The sequence below is a fragment of the Fictibacillus sp. UD genome (genome assembly GCF_043558025.1).
Classification (GTDB): Bacteria; Bacillota; Bacilli; order Bacillales; family Fictibacillaceae; genus Fictibacillus.
Genome location: NZ_JARUHH010000002.1, coordinates 212,706 through 227,554, shown reverse-complemented (window position 1 = coordinate 227,554; position 14,849 = coordinate 212,706). Strand labels below are relative to the sequence as shown.

19 protein-coding genes, 1 pseudogene, 1 riboswitch and 1 other annotated feature are annotated in these 14,849 nt (G+C 39.2%); of the genes and pseudogenes, 13 read left to right on the top strand and 7 right to left on the bottom strand.

The window, feature by feature from the left end:
- Positions 1-576, bottom strand: coding sequence for a hypothetical protein (locus P8610_RS04765; RefSeq protein ID WP_394603303.1), 576 nt, complete (start codon positions 574-576; stop codon positions 1-3).
- A gap of 127 nt (positions 577-703) precedes the next feature.
- On the opposite strand from P8610_RS04765, the gene P8610_RS04760 reads away from it, so the two are divergent.
- From P8610_RS04760 to tyrS, 3 genes are all read left to right on the top strand, one after another.
- Positions 704-1,813, top strand: a complete 1,110-nt coding sequence (locus P8610_RS04760; protein WP_394603302.1) for a DUF3626 domain-containing protein — start codon at positions 704-706, stop codon at positions 1,811-1,813.
- A 98-nt stretch (positions 1,814-1,911) separates the two neighbouring features.
- Positions 1,912-2,424: a MarR family transcriptional regulator gene (locus tag P8610_RS04755; RefSeq protein WP_289497663.1), complete on the top strand. Its 513-nt coding sequence runs from the start codon at positions 1,912-1,914 to the stop codon at positions 2,422-2,424.
- An 8-nt stretch (positions 2,425-2,432) separates the two neighbouring features.
- Positions 2,433-2,665 (top strand) — a binding site (T-box leader).
- Between the two features lie 392 nt (positions 2,666-3,057).
- Entirely contained in the window at positions 3,058-4,305 is a 1,248-nt protein-coding gene (gene tyrS, locus P8610_RS04750; protein ID WP_394603601.1) for a tyrosine--tRNA ligase, read from the top strand.
- 79 nt (positions 4,306-4,384) lie between these two features.
- Here the strand turns inward: tyrS and P8610_RS04745 are convergent, their stop codons facing one another.
- Positions 4,385-5,308, bottom strand: coding sequence for a S66 peptidase family protein (locus P8610_RS04745; protein ID WP_394603301.1), 924 nt, complete (start codon positions 5,306-5,308; stop codon positions 4,385-4,387).
- Positions 5,309-5,425: 117 nt separating this feature from the next.
- Positions 5,426-6,505, bottom strand: a complete 1,080-nt coding sequence (locus P8610_RS04740; protein ID WP_394603300.1) for a nitric oxide synthase oxygenase — start codon at positions 6,503-6,505, stop codon at positions 5,426-5,428.
- Between the two features lie 136 nt (positions 6,506-6,641).
- On the opposite strand from P8610_RS04740, the gene P8610_RS04735 reads away from it, so the two are divergent.
- Positions 6,642-7,187, top strand: coding sequence for a GNAT family N-acetyltransferase (locus tag P8610_RS04735; RefSeq protein ID WP_394603299.1), 546 nt, complete (start codon positions 6,642-6,644; stop codon positions 7,185-7,187).
- 19 nt (positions 7,188-7,206) lie between these two features.
- On the opposite strand, the gene P8610_RS04730 is transcribed toward P8610_RS04735, so the two are convergent.
- The gene (locus tag P8610_RS04730; protein WP_394603298.1) at positions 7,207-7,401 is read right to left on the bottom strand and encodes a hypothetical protein; all 195 of its coding nucleotides are present in this window, start codon (positions 7,399-7,401) and stop codon (positions 7,207-7,209) included.
- Between the two features lie 315 nt (positions 7,402-7,716).
- Positions 7,717-7,820: riboswitch (purine riboswitch) on the top strand.
- 159 nt (positions 7,821-7,979) lie between these two features.
- On the opposite strand from P8610_RS04730, the gene P8610_RS04725 reads away from it, so the two are divergent.
- Positions 7,980-8,843 (top strand): 5'-methylthioadenosine/S-adenosylhomocysteine nucleosidase, encoded by an 864-nt coding sequence (locus tag P8610_RS04725; RefSeq protein WP_394603297.1) that lies wholly within the window; start codon positions 7,980-7,982, stop codon positions 8,841-8,843.
- A 180-nt stretch (positions 8,844-9,023) separates the two neighbouring features.
- A complete protein-coding gene (locus tag P8610_RS04720; protein WP_394603296.1) occupies positions 9,024-9,386 on the top strand; it encodes a group I truncated hemoglobin in 363 nt (120 codons plus the stop codon).
- A 44-nt stretch (positions 9,387-9,430) separates the two neighbouring features.
- Here the strand turns inward: P8610_RS04720 and cyoE are convergent, their stop codons facing one another.
- Positions 9,431-10,345, bottom strand: coding sequence for a heme o synthase (cyoE, locus tag P8610_RS04715; RefSeq protein WP_394603295.1), 915 nt, complete (start codon positions 10,343-10,345; stop codon positions 9,431-9,433).
- A gap of 375 nt (positions 10,346-10,720) precedes the next feature.
- Between cyoE and P8610_RS04710 the strand changes: the two genes are divergently transcribed.
- The 6 genes from P8610_RS04710 (at position 10,721) to P8610_RS04685 (ending at position 13,370) form a co-directional block, all read left to right on the top strand.
- Positions 10,721-10,975, top strand: coding sequence for a hypothetical protein (locus tag P8610_RS04710; protein ID WP_394603294.1), 255 nt, complete (start codon positions 10,721-10,723; stop codon positions 10,973-10,975).
- Positions 10,976-11,083: 108 nt separating this feature from the next.
- On the top strand, positions 11,084-11,602 hold the full coding sequence (locus tag P8610_RS04705) for a GNAT family N-acetyltransferase (protein WP_289496254.1): 519 nt from the start codon (positions 11,084-11,086) through the stop codon (positions 11,600-11,602).
- Between the two features lie 12 nt (positions 11,603-11,614).
- Complete coding sequence (locus P8610_RS04700) at positions 11,615-11,818, top strand: helix-hairpin-helix domain-containing protein (RefSeq protein ID WP_289496253.1); 204 nt, start codon at positions 11,615-11,617, stop codon at positions 11,816-11,818.
- A 34-nt stretch (positions 11,819-11,852) separates the two neighbouring features.
- Positions 11,853-12,782, top strand: coding sequence for a GNAT family N-acetyltransferase (locus P8610_RS04695; RefSeq protein WP_394603293.1), 930 nt, complete (start codon positions 11,853-11,855; stop codon positions 12,780-12,782).
- A gap of 13 nt (positions 12,783-12,795) precedes the next feature.
- Complete coding sequence (locus P8610_RS04690) at positions 12,796-13,119, top strand: hypothetical protein (RefSeq protein WP_289496251.1); 324 nt, start codon at positions 12,796-12,798, stop codon at positions 13,117-13,119.
- Positions 13,116-13,370, top strand: a complete 255-nt coding sequence (locus P8610_RS04685; protein WP_394603292.1) for a hypothetical protein — start codon at positions 13,116-13,118, stop codon at positions 13,368-13,370. Before P8610_RS04690 ends, P8610_RS04685 begins: the two co-directional genes overlap by 4 nt.
- 40 nt (positions 13,371-13,410) lie before the next feature.
- Here the strand turns inward: P8610_RS04685 and P8610_RS04680 are convergent, their stop codons facing one another.
- The gene (locus P8610_RS04680) at positions 13,411-13,722 is read right to left on the bottom strand and encodes a hypothetical protein (protein WP_394603291.1); all 312 of its coding nucleotides are present in this window, start codon (positions 13,720-13,722) and stop codon (positions 13,411-13,413) included.
- Positions 13,719-14,144: an NUDIX hydrolase gene (locus P8610_RS04675; RefSeq protein ID WP_394603290.1), complete on the bottom strand. Its 426-nt coding sequence runs from the start codon at positions 14,142-14,144 to the stop codon at positions 13,719-13,721. Before P8610_RS04675 ends, P8610_RS04680 begins: the two co-directional genes overlap by 4 nt.
- A gap of 86 nt (positions 14,145-14,230) precedes the next feature.
- On the opposite strand from P8610_RS04675, the pseudogene P8610_RS04670 reads away from it, so the two are divergent.
- Positions 14,231-14,790, top strand: a pseudogene (locus P8610_RS04670) (AAA family ATPase).
- Positions 14,791-14,849: the final 59 nt, after the last annotated feature.

Here is a 14,849-nt window from a genome sequence, read left to right as displayed (position 1 = left end):
CTATTGTTGCTCACTTAATACCTCTATTGCTACTGCATACTTGCTTCTAGGCAGGTAGGCTAGCTTTAGAGGTTTATTTTTATACTTCTCTATAAAACTGGATCTTAGAATAGATTGTTGAGCAAAATGAAGAGTTGTTCCCTGTATTGTAATGGTTGCCACAAAATCTCTGCCGTTTTTCGAACCATCGTACGTAATTTTAGAGGGAATCCCTTCAACACTTTGAAATTTCTCATGATCATAAGCTGTTTTATCTCTAAAAAGCTGAACAGCGCTATGGGCAAAAACAATTGAACATATGAGCGTACCAGCAATCAGTAAAGGAACGAAAATCTTTTCAATCACTTTCTCCATCTTATAATGAACTAGGAAGATGGACATAAAAAGTGAAAAGATCGACCCTCCTAGCCAGTAAAGGCCTTCAGACAATACGAGGTGCTCATGATATATAGAATTCGACAAAAATAAACTAACCACCGCAACAATCATTAGAAAAAGCATCGTTATAAGAGTAATTGTCTTTGGAGTACGAAAGCTTCTTGTTCTCGTCATACTTCGCTTTCTTGCCTTTTCCATGTTTTATCACTCCTTATCTTGAATATATTCGTTCCAGAATTCGCCCTATTCCTTTTTAAAAAAATCGAAGGATATAACAAAGCGGTGACGAATAGCTGTATAAATCATTAAAGGAGAACCGTTGTTTATGAAACTATCTCGTTCGCAAAATGCAGCTATCCAGTTCTTTGAGGAATATGCAATAAACCATAAAGATGAGGCATGTGAGTCAATCAGACACATTCTAAAAATGGCGAATATCCCAGTCCAATTATATGAAGACGCTGTTTTGAAAATAAAAAAGAATGCAAGAATCGCTCTGCACTTTCATCCAGATCGGCCAAACTCAAGTTTGAAAATGGTTGCCGAAGCCATACTGCTCGACGGAGTTTATAAAAGTCAGTTTGAAACACTGCTTTCGAACGGAAGCGTTTCAGCATACCCTGGCGGATTGCGTGATACGTGGGAAGAAAGAATTTTTGGAGGAGCGTATCAATTGGAAGGAACGACCAACAGCCATCGTCCGAAATATGGCGCTTTGAATCTGATGCTGCATCCAGACGGTCCAGCTCCTCGTTTTGGTTCGTGTTATTTTCTGCTTTCTCCTGGAGTCTCCAAACGCTCAACGTTCACGTATTTAGATTCTCATCAAGATCCTGTAGAAAAGGGAACGCTGACTGAGTTTGATATGATTTTGTCGGCTTTGCTGGCAGAGATTTTCACAAGGGATTTTGCCATTGGTGAAAGGAATCTTACACCAGGAAAACTAATCAATCATCTTCTATCCAACCTAGATAAGGCAGTACTTGATCCATCCAAGCAACAGGTGATTCGTAATCTTAATCATTATATTGAAGCTCAAGTTCATGGTGACATTTCTTTAAAGGAAGATGTTGAAGTTCTTGTTGCAGATCCATCTTTCAAGGAAACGAGGGTTGGAAAAACACTGGAACAACTTTGTTCAAAATACGCAATCGATCTCTATTGGCATATGGGATTCGAGCTAACGGCAGACGAAGTACCGCCTGATTTTAGAGGTCCGACTATGCCTTCTTTAGCCAAACGGATTGCAAAAAATAATTTGATTGATGCCAGTGTTGTTGGTAGTGCCGTAATGGATTTGAAGAGAAATCCCGACGCTTGGAGCGACCGAGGAACAAATAGTGAAGTCCTTCAGGAATTGAAATTGCTTTGGCATGTTTTAGTGAAGTATGGAAAACCACATCATAATGGTGACAATACAAAACGGACAACTTAACAAAAGAGAATCTAAAAAAACAATCTTGCATTTACCATGTAACTTTGTTAATATCGTTTCAACGCTAACGATTATGAAAACTTTAAGGAGTGGTTAGCATCTATTCTTTTGATGAGTTCGGTGAATTATTGCCGGAAGAAAAGGATACCATCAACAAATTAGCGAAGGCGCCCATCGAGTCACTCCACTTGGACGCTATAACTGTCGTAACTAATCTCTACCGAGCGGCACAAGGATTGCGGAATAAGATGGAGCGGGAAGTTTTAGCAAAACACGGTCTATCGTGGACGTCTTTTTCCATTTTGTATGACCTTTGGATCTGGGAATCGGTCGAGACGAAAAAGCTCGCAATGTCAGCTGGTGTTTCGAAAGCAACGATCAGCAACATTACGAATACATTAGAAAGAAAACAGCTTTGCTATCGAAAAGTAGATAATCGCGACAGGCGCATCACGTGTGTGGTGCTGACCGATCAAGGCAGAAAAGTGATGGAGGAGCTGTATCCTCAGTTTCATCAAGGTGAAGTTGAAGTGGTATCTTCATTGTCAGTTGAAGAGCAAAAAGTAATATCAGGCTTGCTTAGACGAGTCATCCGAGAAAATAATTTCTAATTTTATATAAAAATGCTATGACAGGAAACGCAGTAGCAATGATCTCCCTGTAATCAGAGAGCCGGTGGATGGTGCGAACCGGCACAAAGATCATGTGAATTACATTTCCAGGAGCTTTCTTTGTTTTTGACTGTTCGGGTCAGATGCAAAGGACGGGAAACCGTTATTTTTTTAAGCGGAAGAATGTTACGTTCTTCAATTAGGGTGGTACCGCGTGTAAAAGTTAGACCACGTCCCTTAGTTTTAGGGATGTGGTCTTTTTTTATTTTTAAAAAATTGCATGAACCTGGCCTGAAGCAATTGAGTTATAAATTGTAAAGGTGGGGGTATAGGGGTAGTCCGGATTTGTCGATTTATGTAATCTCGCCGATATATGTGCAAAACTCGCCGAATTATAGCCATAACTCGCTGAATAAAGTCCATAACTCGCCGAAAAAAGACCGTAATTTCTTGAATTAATTGCGACAATACCTCGACAGGTATATGTGAACGCACATTATGAGAGCAGAAATTGCACTAATATATGTTACTTTGGCTCTTTTACAAAAAAATGTTGCAGCTTGAAACGGATATTTATCCCTTTACAGAGCAACGAAGCTCTCATAAACAGCTTTTTAAATTAAAGGAGGAAAACTGATGAGTCAGGTTATGGAACAGCTAACAGAGAATCAAAGAAATGAAGTGAAGAGGCAGATGGCGCTCTATAGCCAAGGTGTTCAGGAGATTATTCCTGCTGAAGATTTAGAAACAAAAGTGGCGAAATCGATTCTTGAAAATCGCCCGTTAAAAATAAAGCTCGGTCTAGATCCGTCAGCGCCAGATGTACATCTCGGTCATACGGTTGTACTGAATAAACTCAGACAGTTTCAAGAGAACGGCCATATCATCCAGCTTATCATTGGTGATTTTACCGGAAAGATTGGCGATCCGACAGGAAAGTCTATTGCGCGTAAACAGCTTACAACAGAAGAAGTGGAGCATAACGCGAAAACATACTTCGAGCAGTTCGGTAAAATCGTGGACATGGAAAAGGTTGAACTTCATTACAACTCGAAATGGCTATCACAGCTTGACTTTGAGGATGTTATTAACCTTGCAGGAAAAATAACAGTGGCACGGCTTTTGGAGCGTGATGATTTTGAAAAGCGGATATCAACAGGAAAGCCGATCTCCCTGCATGAGTTCTTTTACCCGCTTATGCAAGGATACGATTCCGTTATGCTCGAGTGTGATATCGAGCTTGGCGGAACGGATCAGCAGTTTAACATTTTAATGGGAAGACACTACCAAGAAAAGTTCGGCAAAGAAAAACAAGTTGCGATGTTGATGCCTCTCTTAGAAGGATTAGATGGCGTTGAAAAGATGTCGAAGTCTAAAAAGAACTACATTGGAATCGATGAAGCGCCGCAAGAAATGTACGGCAAGTCGATGTCGATACCAGATTCACTCATGACAAAGTACTTTGAACTTGTAACGAATTTTACGCCTGAAGACCTCCAGCGTTTGAAAGATGATATCGAGAATGAAAAAATACACCCTCGCGATGCAAAAATGCTTTTAGCCAAAACAATTGTGAAGATGTACCATGGGGAGAAAGCAGCAGATGCGGCAGAACAGCAGTTTATTAACGTGTTTCAGCAAGGAACCCTGCCTGATGAGATTCCAGTGATGGAGTGGGAGGGTGCAGAGAAAGTATCTGTTATTGACCTGATTGTTGAGCTTGAGATGCTTCCGTCAAAAAGTGAGGCTCGCAGAATGATTGGCAACCGTGGTGTTAAAATTAATGGTGAAAAAGTGGAAGATACGAATCTGCTGATTCAAGTGGAGAAAGGCATGATTGTTCAAGTAGGTAAGCGGAAATTTGTAAAGATTAAAATATAGAGTAAAGCTTGCAGGACTTTAAAAACGACCATAAAATTGTGGTCGTTTTCCTGTAAGTCCTGTCTTTCACTCATAATTGCTATATACTCACTGCTGGCTCCATCACAGTGAGCAAGCGGTTATACGTATTCATGGTCACATTTACACCGAGGGGTACTGCTACTTTATAAAAGCCATGTGAACTTGTAAGGTTTGTCATCAATGGTTTTCCTAATGGAACGAGGAGTTCATCGATAACATTTTCGTACGTTTTCCCATAAGCCGGTTGGCATTCCGTACATTCACCCATAATGATTCCGATACAATCATCAAATTTACCTGCGAGCTTCAGGTGATTCAAATATCGAAAAATCGTATTAACCGGTTCATGTGTATCTTCAAGAAATAATATCTTTCCCTTCGTGTCAATTTCATAAGGTGTGCCTAAACTGCCTACAAATGATGTAAGGTTCCCGCCAACAATCTGCCCCGTAACATTACCCTGAACTTTACTTACAAGGGGAATTCCTGGCGGATTGTTAATGGACCACGGAGCTGTTAATTGAGTGATGCTATTGAAGAATTGGTTATAGTTGTAAGGTGGCGTTCCTTGACGGAAATCTAAAAGCATTAGGCTTTGAAACGTAACAAGATCTGCAAATTGATAGAGGACATTCAGTAAAATGGTAATATCACTATAACCTGAAACGATCTTTGGATTATTCTTTATGATGTTGAAGTCCAGGTAGGGGAGAATGCTCGCTACTCCCACACCACCTCTAGTAGGCAGAATTAATTTCACTTGCTGATTTTTAAACATGTTCATTAAATCTGTTGCCTGCTGCTGCGGCGTTCCTGCTAAAAAACCGTTAGCGGCATATACATAATCGCCTATGACGACTTTAAACCCCATGTTTTTTAATGTATAGATTCCTTCATTAATAATGTTCGCTTCTAGTGGGCTTCCTAATGTTACAATTCCGATCGTGTCACCCCGCTGCAATTGACGTGGTTTTATTGCCATTACAAACAGCTCCCTCCATCGAACCCAAAACCCTCATAGCAAGTATATTTTGCAGAAGAGGAAGGTATGAAAAAAACGTCCAGATAGAGTTTCTGAACGTTTTCGTGTGAGCTTTTATCAGTAAGGCTTAGGCTGATAAAAATAATTCGGCTTAACGATTTCATTTTTATAAGGCTTATGGAAGATGTGGGTAGTGGCCGGGGACATTGGCGGAATAAGCCAGGCCCAGTTCCCCGTAACTTTTCGTCCGCTCTCTGATTCTTTTTCCTCAAACTTCTTAAACTGCTGTGCTGCCGTATGATGGTCGACGATACTAACGCCGTCTTCTCTGAACGAATGCAGCACGGCAATATTCAGTTCCACGAGTGCTTTATCTTTCCAAAGGGAGATGGAACTTTTCGTATCGAGCCCCATGAGTGATGCGATCTGCGGCAACATGTTGTACCGGTCTTCATCTGCTAAGTTACGAGCGCCAATTTCCGTTCCCATGTACCATCCGTTAAAGGGTGCTGCCGTATAGTGAATGCCGCCAATTTCAAGTTTCATATCAGAAATGAAAGGAACACCGTACCATTTGAGCTGCAGATCTTCGAACCACTCATATTCAGGATGACGAATTTCTACTTCAAGAGCTGCCGTTGCTGGCAGTTCAAAGAATTTAGGTGTGTTGTTGTTTATTTGTATCACAATCGGAAGGATATCGAACCTTCCGTATTTGGGTTCCCACCCTAACTCGATACATTTTTTCGTAAAATCGATGGATGCCGGATCACCAATCATACCATCTTCTACAACATACCCTGCATAACGAATCATCTGGTGGTTCCAGATGCGGACTCGCTGATTCTCTGTTTCTGGTGAAAAAATCGTGATGGTTGGACGAATGCGCCCATGATTCGTTGCATACTCCATGTGCTCGATAATCGCTTGGAAGATTTCTTCTTCTGTTTCCAAGTATCGTTTGTCTAATGTATGCATCTGGTCCCAAAACAGCCTTCCGATGCAGCGGTTGCTGTTTCGCCAAGCGACTTTTGCGCCATACTCTATTTCATCTGCTGTGTGTTTGTATGTGCCTTGTTCATGGATCTCGCTCGTAATCTCGTTTATTCTATTCTCTATTTCTTCTTGTGTTTTATTTAACTCCTGGTAGCAGGAAGTAATGAATTCCGTTGCTTCTTGTAAAAGATTGGTTTCCAAAGTAAAGCCCCCAACAAAATAAGTGTATTATTATAATAGCCGAGTTTTATCGGAAATACCGCTTGGAAGTGTTACAAAATAAGTACATGACCTTTTGGAATAAAACAATAATATGCTCAAAAGGAGAGTTACACTCATGCAAAAAGAGTTTCCTATTATTGAAACCGAACGATTGATTTTAAGAGAAGTAACATTTGAAGATGCAGAAGACATGCTTACTTATTTGTCTGACCCTGATGTAGTAAAACATATGGGACTCGAACCTTACGAAACTGTTGAAGACGTTCATAGTGAAATCCAGTGGTATCAATCCATTGTAAAAGAAGGATCAGGTATGAGATGGGGGATTACGTTAAGAAATTCCGGTAATGTGATCGGAAGTTGTGGTTTCCTCAATAGGGCACCTAAGCATTTTCGAGCTGAAGTGGGATTTGAACTGAGTAAGCATTACTGGGGAAAAGGAATAGCCGCGGAAGCGTTAGAAGCTGTCGTAAAGTTTGGATTTGAACACTTGCAGCTAGAACGGATCGAAGCGCTCATTGAACCTGCTAATGCCCCTTCTCAAAAGCTAGTAGAGAAGACTGGCTTTATGAAGGAAGGGTTGCTTAGACACTATGAATATACGTGCGGGAAGTTCGATGATCTTTTTATATACTCCATTTTAAAAGGGGATCTTACATAAAACGGATATTGCTAGAAGGTTAAATAATAGAAATGATAAAAGCTCTTGTTAGTGCACTAAAAATAGCAAGTGCAATCAACCTATTCTTTTCACGCGAGTTCATTTCTTCATGCTTTACATATGTATTAATTACAACGATCGCACAAATTGTTTTTACAACCAGCAACACAGTTATCTGTAAGTAATCCGCAGCTGTTAGTTGTTTGAAACTCACTTGAAAACTTTCTCGCAGTTTTATCCCCATTAATCCAAAAAGAATAAACGGTGTTTAAAAGTACAAAAAGACTATTATTTTGGATTTTATATGAATGTGCATATTAATATCCTCACTTTTTATAAGAGTTAGTTTTAGTAAAGTATATTGTTATTGTACTCTCGATAAAAGCTTTTAAAACTCACATTCTGGGAGCTGAGAGTATTTGTAGCCGGTAGAATTTTTCGTTAATAACGAACATTATAATGATTTTTATCATTATAGTTAAGTTTTTGGTTGAAAACTGTTGTTTATATTGTTATATTATCAAAGTGAACTACATAAAAACGAATTACTCGTATATGCTCGGTAATAAGGTCTGAGTGTTTCTACCCGGTTCCCAATGAAAGAACTGGACTACGAGTTGAAGTATATTTGTATGATCGGGTTTTCCATTTCAGCAACTCTGTGATTTGGCATCTGCTCAATTACTATACTTTGACTCATATGGTCTAGAGGTAGAAGCCATTCTACATACTCTAGACCTTTTTTGTTTGATCATATTCGAGTGAACGACTACACATGGGGGAGAGAACACAATGAAAAAATATGGTTTGCTCGCGATCGCAGCGATACTATTTTTATCAGCACTAGCAGGGTTTAACTTTAACCAAACAGCAGCAGGAAAAGAAAAGGCGAAAAGACCGATCATTATTCAAGGACCGATGCCGATTGAAGCGGAGAATTTTGCAAAACGTCTAAAGAATGTGAAAGAAGAAAAGTCTGGGAACTTTGAATTTTATAAAGGAACGCTTGATAACTATCCTGTTATCGTTGCAAAAACGGGTAAAGGAATGGAGAACACAGCAGCGGCAACAGCCATTGCGATTGAAAAATACAAGCCCATTGCCATCATCAACCAAGGAACATCTGGTGGACATGATCCAAGTCTAAACGTTTTTGATATCGTGCTTGGAAAAAGAACAGTAAATCTAGGTTCATTAAAAACACCTCATAAAGAAGCGAACGAAGGTATCCATCCAACTTCTTGGATTCCGATGGACTTGATGGCATCTGAAGGCAGTGCTGGGGAAGATCCGAATGCTGAGAAAGCTCGTTACTTTGAAGGAGACGAAAGTTTGCTAGCAGCGGCTCATGCGGTAAAAGACAAGTACACGAAGGGGAAAGTTGTTGAGGGAACGATCGGTTCTGCGGATGTTTGGAACAATGAAGTAGACCGTATCAAATGGTTCCACGAGAACTTTGGAACATCAGTAGAAGAGATGGAAGGCGCGTCAGCAGCACAGATTTCTAAAGCGTATGATGTTTCGTTCTTAGGGATCCGCGTACTTTCAAACAACAAAACAAACGGTGGCAAATACGATCCGACAACTGCAGCAGCGAACCAAGACTACGTGTATGAAGTGGTTAAACAATACATTGCTACGAAAAAAGATAAATAATAATGTTAGAAAAACCCCGCTGAACTTGATTCAGCGGGGTTTGTTTTTCGTTCATGGAGTAGTGACAACAAAAGTTTGAGATTTTTACTATAGGATATACAACTATTGAAGGATTCATTTTTAAAAAGTTAGGTTATGATTGAATAAGGAAACTAACAAACAGGTAAAGGAGAAAGGATTATGGAACAAACACTTTACGAAAAAGTTGGTGGCGAGGAAGCCGTCACGAAGGTAGTAGATTATTTTTATGATGAGCTCGTTCTAAAAGATGAATCTGTTAATCATTTCTTTGAAAATACCGATATGGAAAAACAAAAAAGCCACCAAGCTAAATTAATTAGTTTTGCTTTAGGCGGTCCAAAGCAATATAGTGGTAAATCTATGGCAAAAGCGCATGAAGGCTTAAATTTGCAACCCGAGCATTTTAACAGCATTGCCACCCATCTGCATGACGCACTTGCTCACTTTGGAGTACCAGAAGATGATATCCAAACAGCTCTAACGAAAGTCGCAACTTTAAAAGATGACATTCTCTATAAATAGGAACTAAAAAAAATGCCCAGAGCAATAAAACTCTGGAGCATTTTTTATTTCAATATAAAAATTCCAACAAGCGAGTACACGATAACGGTCGAAAACAGGATTGTCATGTGAATCAGAGAATAGATGAAAAGCAGTTTCGCCCACTTCTCTGAATCTTTATTTTTCTTGTATCCGTAGATGCTTAGTACAAGCCAGCCGACATTCATGAGCAGTGCTACTAGCGTTAAGCCTAAGCTTAATGGCAGAAACAGAAAGCTGGTTAAACTTAGAAGCACTAGGTAAATGTTCGTTTGCGTGTACGTTCTTTTTACACCTTTTACAACAGGCAGCATCGGAATTCGAGCCGCTTTGTATTCATCGTGACGGCGGATCGCAATCGCATAAAAGTGAGGCATCTGCCAAATCACCTGGATGATGAATAACGCCGCAATCGCAGGGTGTGCAAGAGTTCCGGTCATTGCCGCCCACCCAATCAGAGGAGGCATGGCTCCAGAAATACTGCCGACTTCTGTGTTGTAGATTGTTCTACGCTTCGTCCACATCGTATAAGGAACGACGTAAAAGAATAGACCAAGAAAACCTAGCACTGCAGCAAGTGGTGTTGTGAATGCGAGCGCTACAATTCCAAGCACAGCCATCACAGCTGCCAGAGTTAGGGCAAACTTTATGTTGATCTCGCCCGTAACAGTAGGTCTTCCTTTTGTTCGTTCCATAATCGCATCGATGTCCCGGTCGTAAACGTTGTTAAACGTACCAGCAGCACCAATGACTAAAATCGTACCGATCAAGACAAATAAGACATCTAGAATCTTCGTGCCTGGATCAATATCGTACGTATATAAAGCCAGCGTAAGTCCTGCAAACATGGGAACAAGGTTCGATTTGATGATCCCTGTTTTCACCGTTTGTGACAGGACCTCTGACCGTTTTTGTTTTTCTATACTAACACTTCTCTCCATACTATAAGACACCATCTTCACAATATTTCTCTCTCTATATTATCCATATAGTGTAACCTTAAATCCACCTCTATTAAAGCACTAAATCTTTTCCCAGTACAAATAATAGAACACCTGAGGACACATTACAAAAGGGTTTTGTGAACGTTTTGTGAGGTTTGTGTGATGGAAATGTGATACAAACGCTTACGAGGCTTGAGGTCTAACGATTTAAAATGGTGAAGTGTTGTTGCAATAAGCATTGTAGGATCGCGCGCTCAATCGATCGGTATAAAAAGAAAATATGAGGCTAAAGTTGTCATTTGGAAAATTTTGAAACATTTCGTTTTTCTATGTCGTATTATTAAGTAGATAGTAAATGGGAGGGAAGTACACATGGAATCCATATTATCTATTCTTGTCCTGGTATCCCTGATCTTCTCCATTATATATGTAGTTCGGCAGCGTAAGGCACAGGGTATTACCGGTTTGAAGACAGCTTTAACATCGATCTGTTTCTTTTTGGTCGCTGTAATGAATCTCCTCGCATACTGGTTTGATTTCCTTGGCATTTGGAGCTGGGGGAGTACAGTAGGGTTGTTGCTGTTAGGTGCGTATTTTACGAAGTATTTGCAGCCCGCGCAGTCGTAATGGATTTGAGATCGTTCATATACCAATAACGTGAAATTATTTTTCGATGTGGTTTTTGTAGATAATTAAAACATGATTAGAAGCATTTGTTAGTTTGGGGTGGAGAGAATGTACGATAAAATTAAATTACAACTTTTAAATGACGAATCTTTAATAAGTGAAGTTAAGAATGTCTTTGCAATGCATGGGATTATTAGAGATAAAGGTTATTTCGAGAAATGTTATGAAGAAAATATCAGTGGAGAGCGAATTACCATTTTAGCTTATTATGACGGTATTTTAGCAGGATGCTCTCATTTGAAAAAAGTGTCTGATTACCCTTACTTTAAGAAAAATGACATACCAGAGATCAATGACTTGAATGTTTTTTCCGCTTTCAGAAACAAAGGTATTGCAGGACGTATAATAGATGAGCTAGAAGCAGCTATTTCTGAAACACATGATACTGTTGGAATTGGAGTCGGATTGTTTAGTGATTACGGGACTGCGCAGCGTTTGTATTGTAAGAAAGGTTATATCCCTGATGGTCATGGCCTTCAATACAATTATGAGCAAGTCCAGCCTGGTACTCATGTGTTTGTTGATGATGACTTGAATCTATATTATACGAAACAACTAAATGGTTAAAGAGGTGAGGGCATGCCCAATTACCAAAATACAAACCTTCCGAATAAACTGGCAAAACCCGCTCAACGGGCCCTTGCATCTGCAGGCATCTCGACAATTGAACAGCTTACTAGTTGGACTGAAACAGAACTTATGAAACTACATGGAATGGGTCCAAAAGCAATGGGGCAGCTACTAGATGCACTCAAAGAAAAGGGACTGTCGTTTAAAAAATAGTAAATGTTTTATACATAAAAAGGAGAGCGCTTACATGAAGCAAGTCACACTAGAAAAAGCAATACTTAACAATGCTGATGAATTAACAGCGATTATGAAAAAAACGTTTGATCAGGAAGCGGAAAAATGGCTACAGGATCAAAATATCACCGACTACAATATTCAACCACCGGGATACTCTTCCATAGAAATGACAAAGTACATGATTAGAGAATTGGAATACTTCAAAGTACTGTACGGTGGGTTATTGGTAGGTGGACTGATTGCAACTGTTTCAGGAAAATCATACGGCAGAATTGATCGGATATTTGTCGATCCAGCATTTCAAGGGAAGGGGATTGGGTCAGCGGTTATCACCTTAATTGAAAAAGAGTTTCCTCATATAAGAGCTTGGGATCTGGAAACATCGAGCAGGCAGCTGAACAATCATCACTTTTATAAAAAGATGGGCTATGTCACTAGTTTCGAAGGTGAAGATGAGTTTTGTTATGTTAAACAACTGGAAGCTTTTGGTGAACAGGATCGTTTAGTAAAAAACAAAGATCTATCTAACATGCAGTATGAAAACAGCAACTTAAGTCAATCAGAATATTACCAAGTTACCTTAGAAGGCAGTTCTGTGAGTAATAGCAACGCAAGCCACATCCATATAAGTAACTGCAATCTTAGTCATTCTAAATTTCAAAACATCAATTACCGAAATACGCTCTTTGCTGATTTAAATCTATCTGGTAGTGAAATGATTTACGTCACTTTAGGTGGTGTTCGTTTTGCAGATACTAACCTTGGTGACCAAAATACTCCTGTAACTTTCGAGCGATGTGATCTGCACGGTTCAAAGCTAACAAACTGTGACCTCAGAAATGTTGAGATTGAGAAAAGTGACATAACAGGTATGAAAATTGATAATATCCCCGTTGAGGAACTTCTCAAATTATATAACGAAAACAGCAAAATTAGATAACGGGGGATACACCATGAATGATTCATTTCCAGAATTTATTTACTTACGTCCGATTTTTATCGCATTTATTATTATACTTTTCTTGGTATTAGGAGCAGTAAGTATTCAGAGAAAGAATAAGCTTCTTAATCAATTCAGTTTCTACAGCATTACATTTATTTGTTTGCTCATTTCAACGATTACATTGACCGCTTCAGGTTACATCGTCGATGATTATGGCCTAGGTGGTGACGAGGTTTCATTTTATATGTGGATGGCTATTGTAGGGTTATCTGCCTTAAACACGTTTGTTTTTCTTTTAAAAGAAGGGCGTGAAAAGGAGGCCGTTAACCGATGACTTTGCGTTTCCCTATTACCTTTGCTTTAATAATGCTGGTTGGTCCTATTATGAAATTTTTTATTCCAAATACCTGGGAAGTGTGGGAAAATGCTTTATTCTCAGGTGTTACAGTAGGTATTCTGCTCTGGGCACTATATAAAATAGGTCTTGATAAGAAAAATTTGCCGATCTGGCTGGGTGTTTCAATGATATTAGCAGCATTTTTTGGTTCAATCTATCTAGCCGAATTACTTGAGTCGCAAATATAATAGTGAAAGTTGGTCTCTAAAGGGACCAACTTTTTGCATATTATCCTTCACCCAGAAACTCAGCAAAATAAAACAACCATACTTTCTTTACCGTATATCTTCTGAGTTCACCTTGTGTGGCTTTTTCAATTGGAGGATCTGTTAAAAGATAAACCTTCTTGTTGGCTCGCTCAAATTCTTCCTGATCATCCTTACTCACCAGTTTATCTTCTTCTATTTCAGTAACTATGGCTTTAATAGGATATCCCATAACAAACACGTGTGTACGTAAAGCAAGTTGAGGGGAAAGGTGTAATACGATAAAAACGATTAAGAGCGCTAGTGAAATTTTTAATTCAGTCCTTTTTTTCATGCTTTAACCGATAAAGATTCCAGGAAATGTGCTTTTTCTAATTCACCTAACATAACAGTGGGAAGCCTTTTTAGAGCTTCTTCTTTTGAAGCCCACATATAATCCGAATGTTCTTTAGACAACAAGACATCAGATGAAGGAGACTGACATAAATACGTCATTAAAACTACTTTTCTCGTAGCTTTTGTAAAAAAGGTTGTGGCGTACAATATACGATCAACCGTTACAGAAAGGCCAGTTTCTTCACTTACTTCACGTATGAGTGCAGCTTCAATCGCTTCTTCAAACTTAATCTTCCCACCTGGAAATTCCCATGTTCCTGCACCGATTTCGTCTTCAGCTGAGCGTTTTACGATTAACATTTTATCCTCTGATACGATTACACCTTTCACGACGACATGAATCTCATTTTCAAGGTTCATCTCTAAATCCCCAATTCTTATGGAATATTTTTCTTTTTCATAGTAGCATATTGAGATATAGATTTTTATTATTTTGGGGTGAACCTATGAAGCTAGTATTATTATTCGGACCACAAGCAGTAGGGAAAATGACAGTGGGTCACGAATTAGAGAAGCTGACCGATTAAAACTCTTTCACAATCATATGACCATTGATTTGGTGACTCCTTTTTTCGATTATGGATCAAAAGAAGGCAGAAGGTTGGTAAACTTATTTCGTTCTGAAATTTTCGAAGCGTTTGCCAAAAGTGACCAATATGGCATGATTTTTACCTATGTTTGGGCATTCAACTACCAAGCTGATTGGGATTTTGTTGAGGATGTGTGTCAGGTGTTTGAGAAAGAAGGGGCAGAGGTTTACTTTGTAGAACTAGAGGCGGATCTAGAAACTAGACTTGGAAGAAACATCACACCTCATCGACTTCAACACAAACCAACGAAACGCAATGTTGAGTGGTCGGAGAATGACCTAAAAACATCTATGGATAAATATCGGTTGAACTCCCATGAAGGGGAGATTCAAAAGAAAAACTACCTGCGGGTTAACAATACACGCTTGAGTCCAGAGCAAGTGGCTGCACAAATTAAAGAAGTGTTTGGTTTATAAATAAAAAAGAATAGTAAAAGTACAAATGTAAAGTGGAAAAACGATGTCCCCCTGTTTTT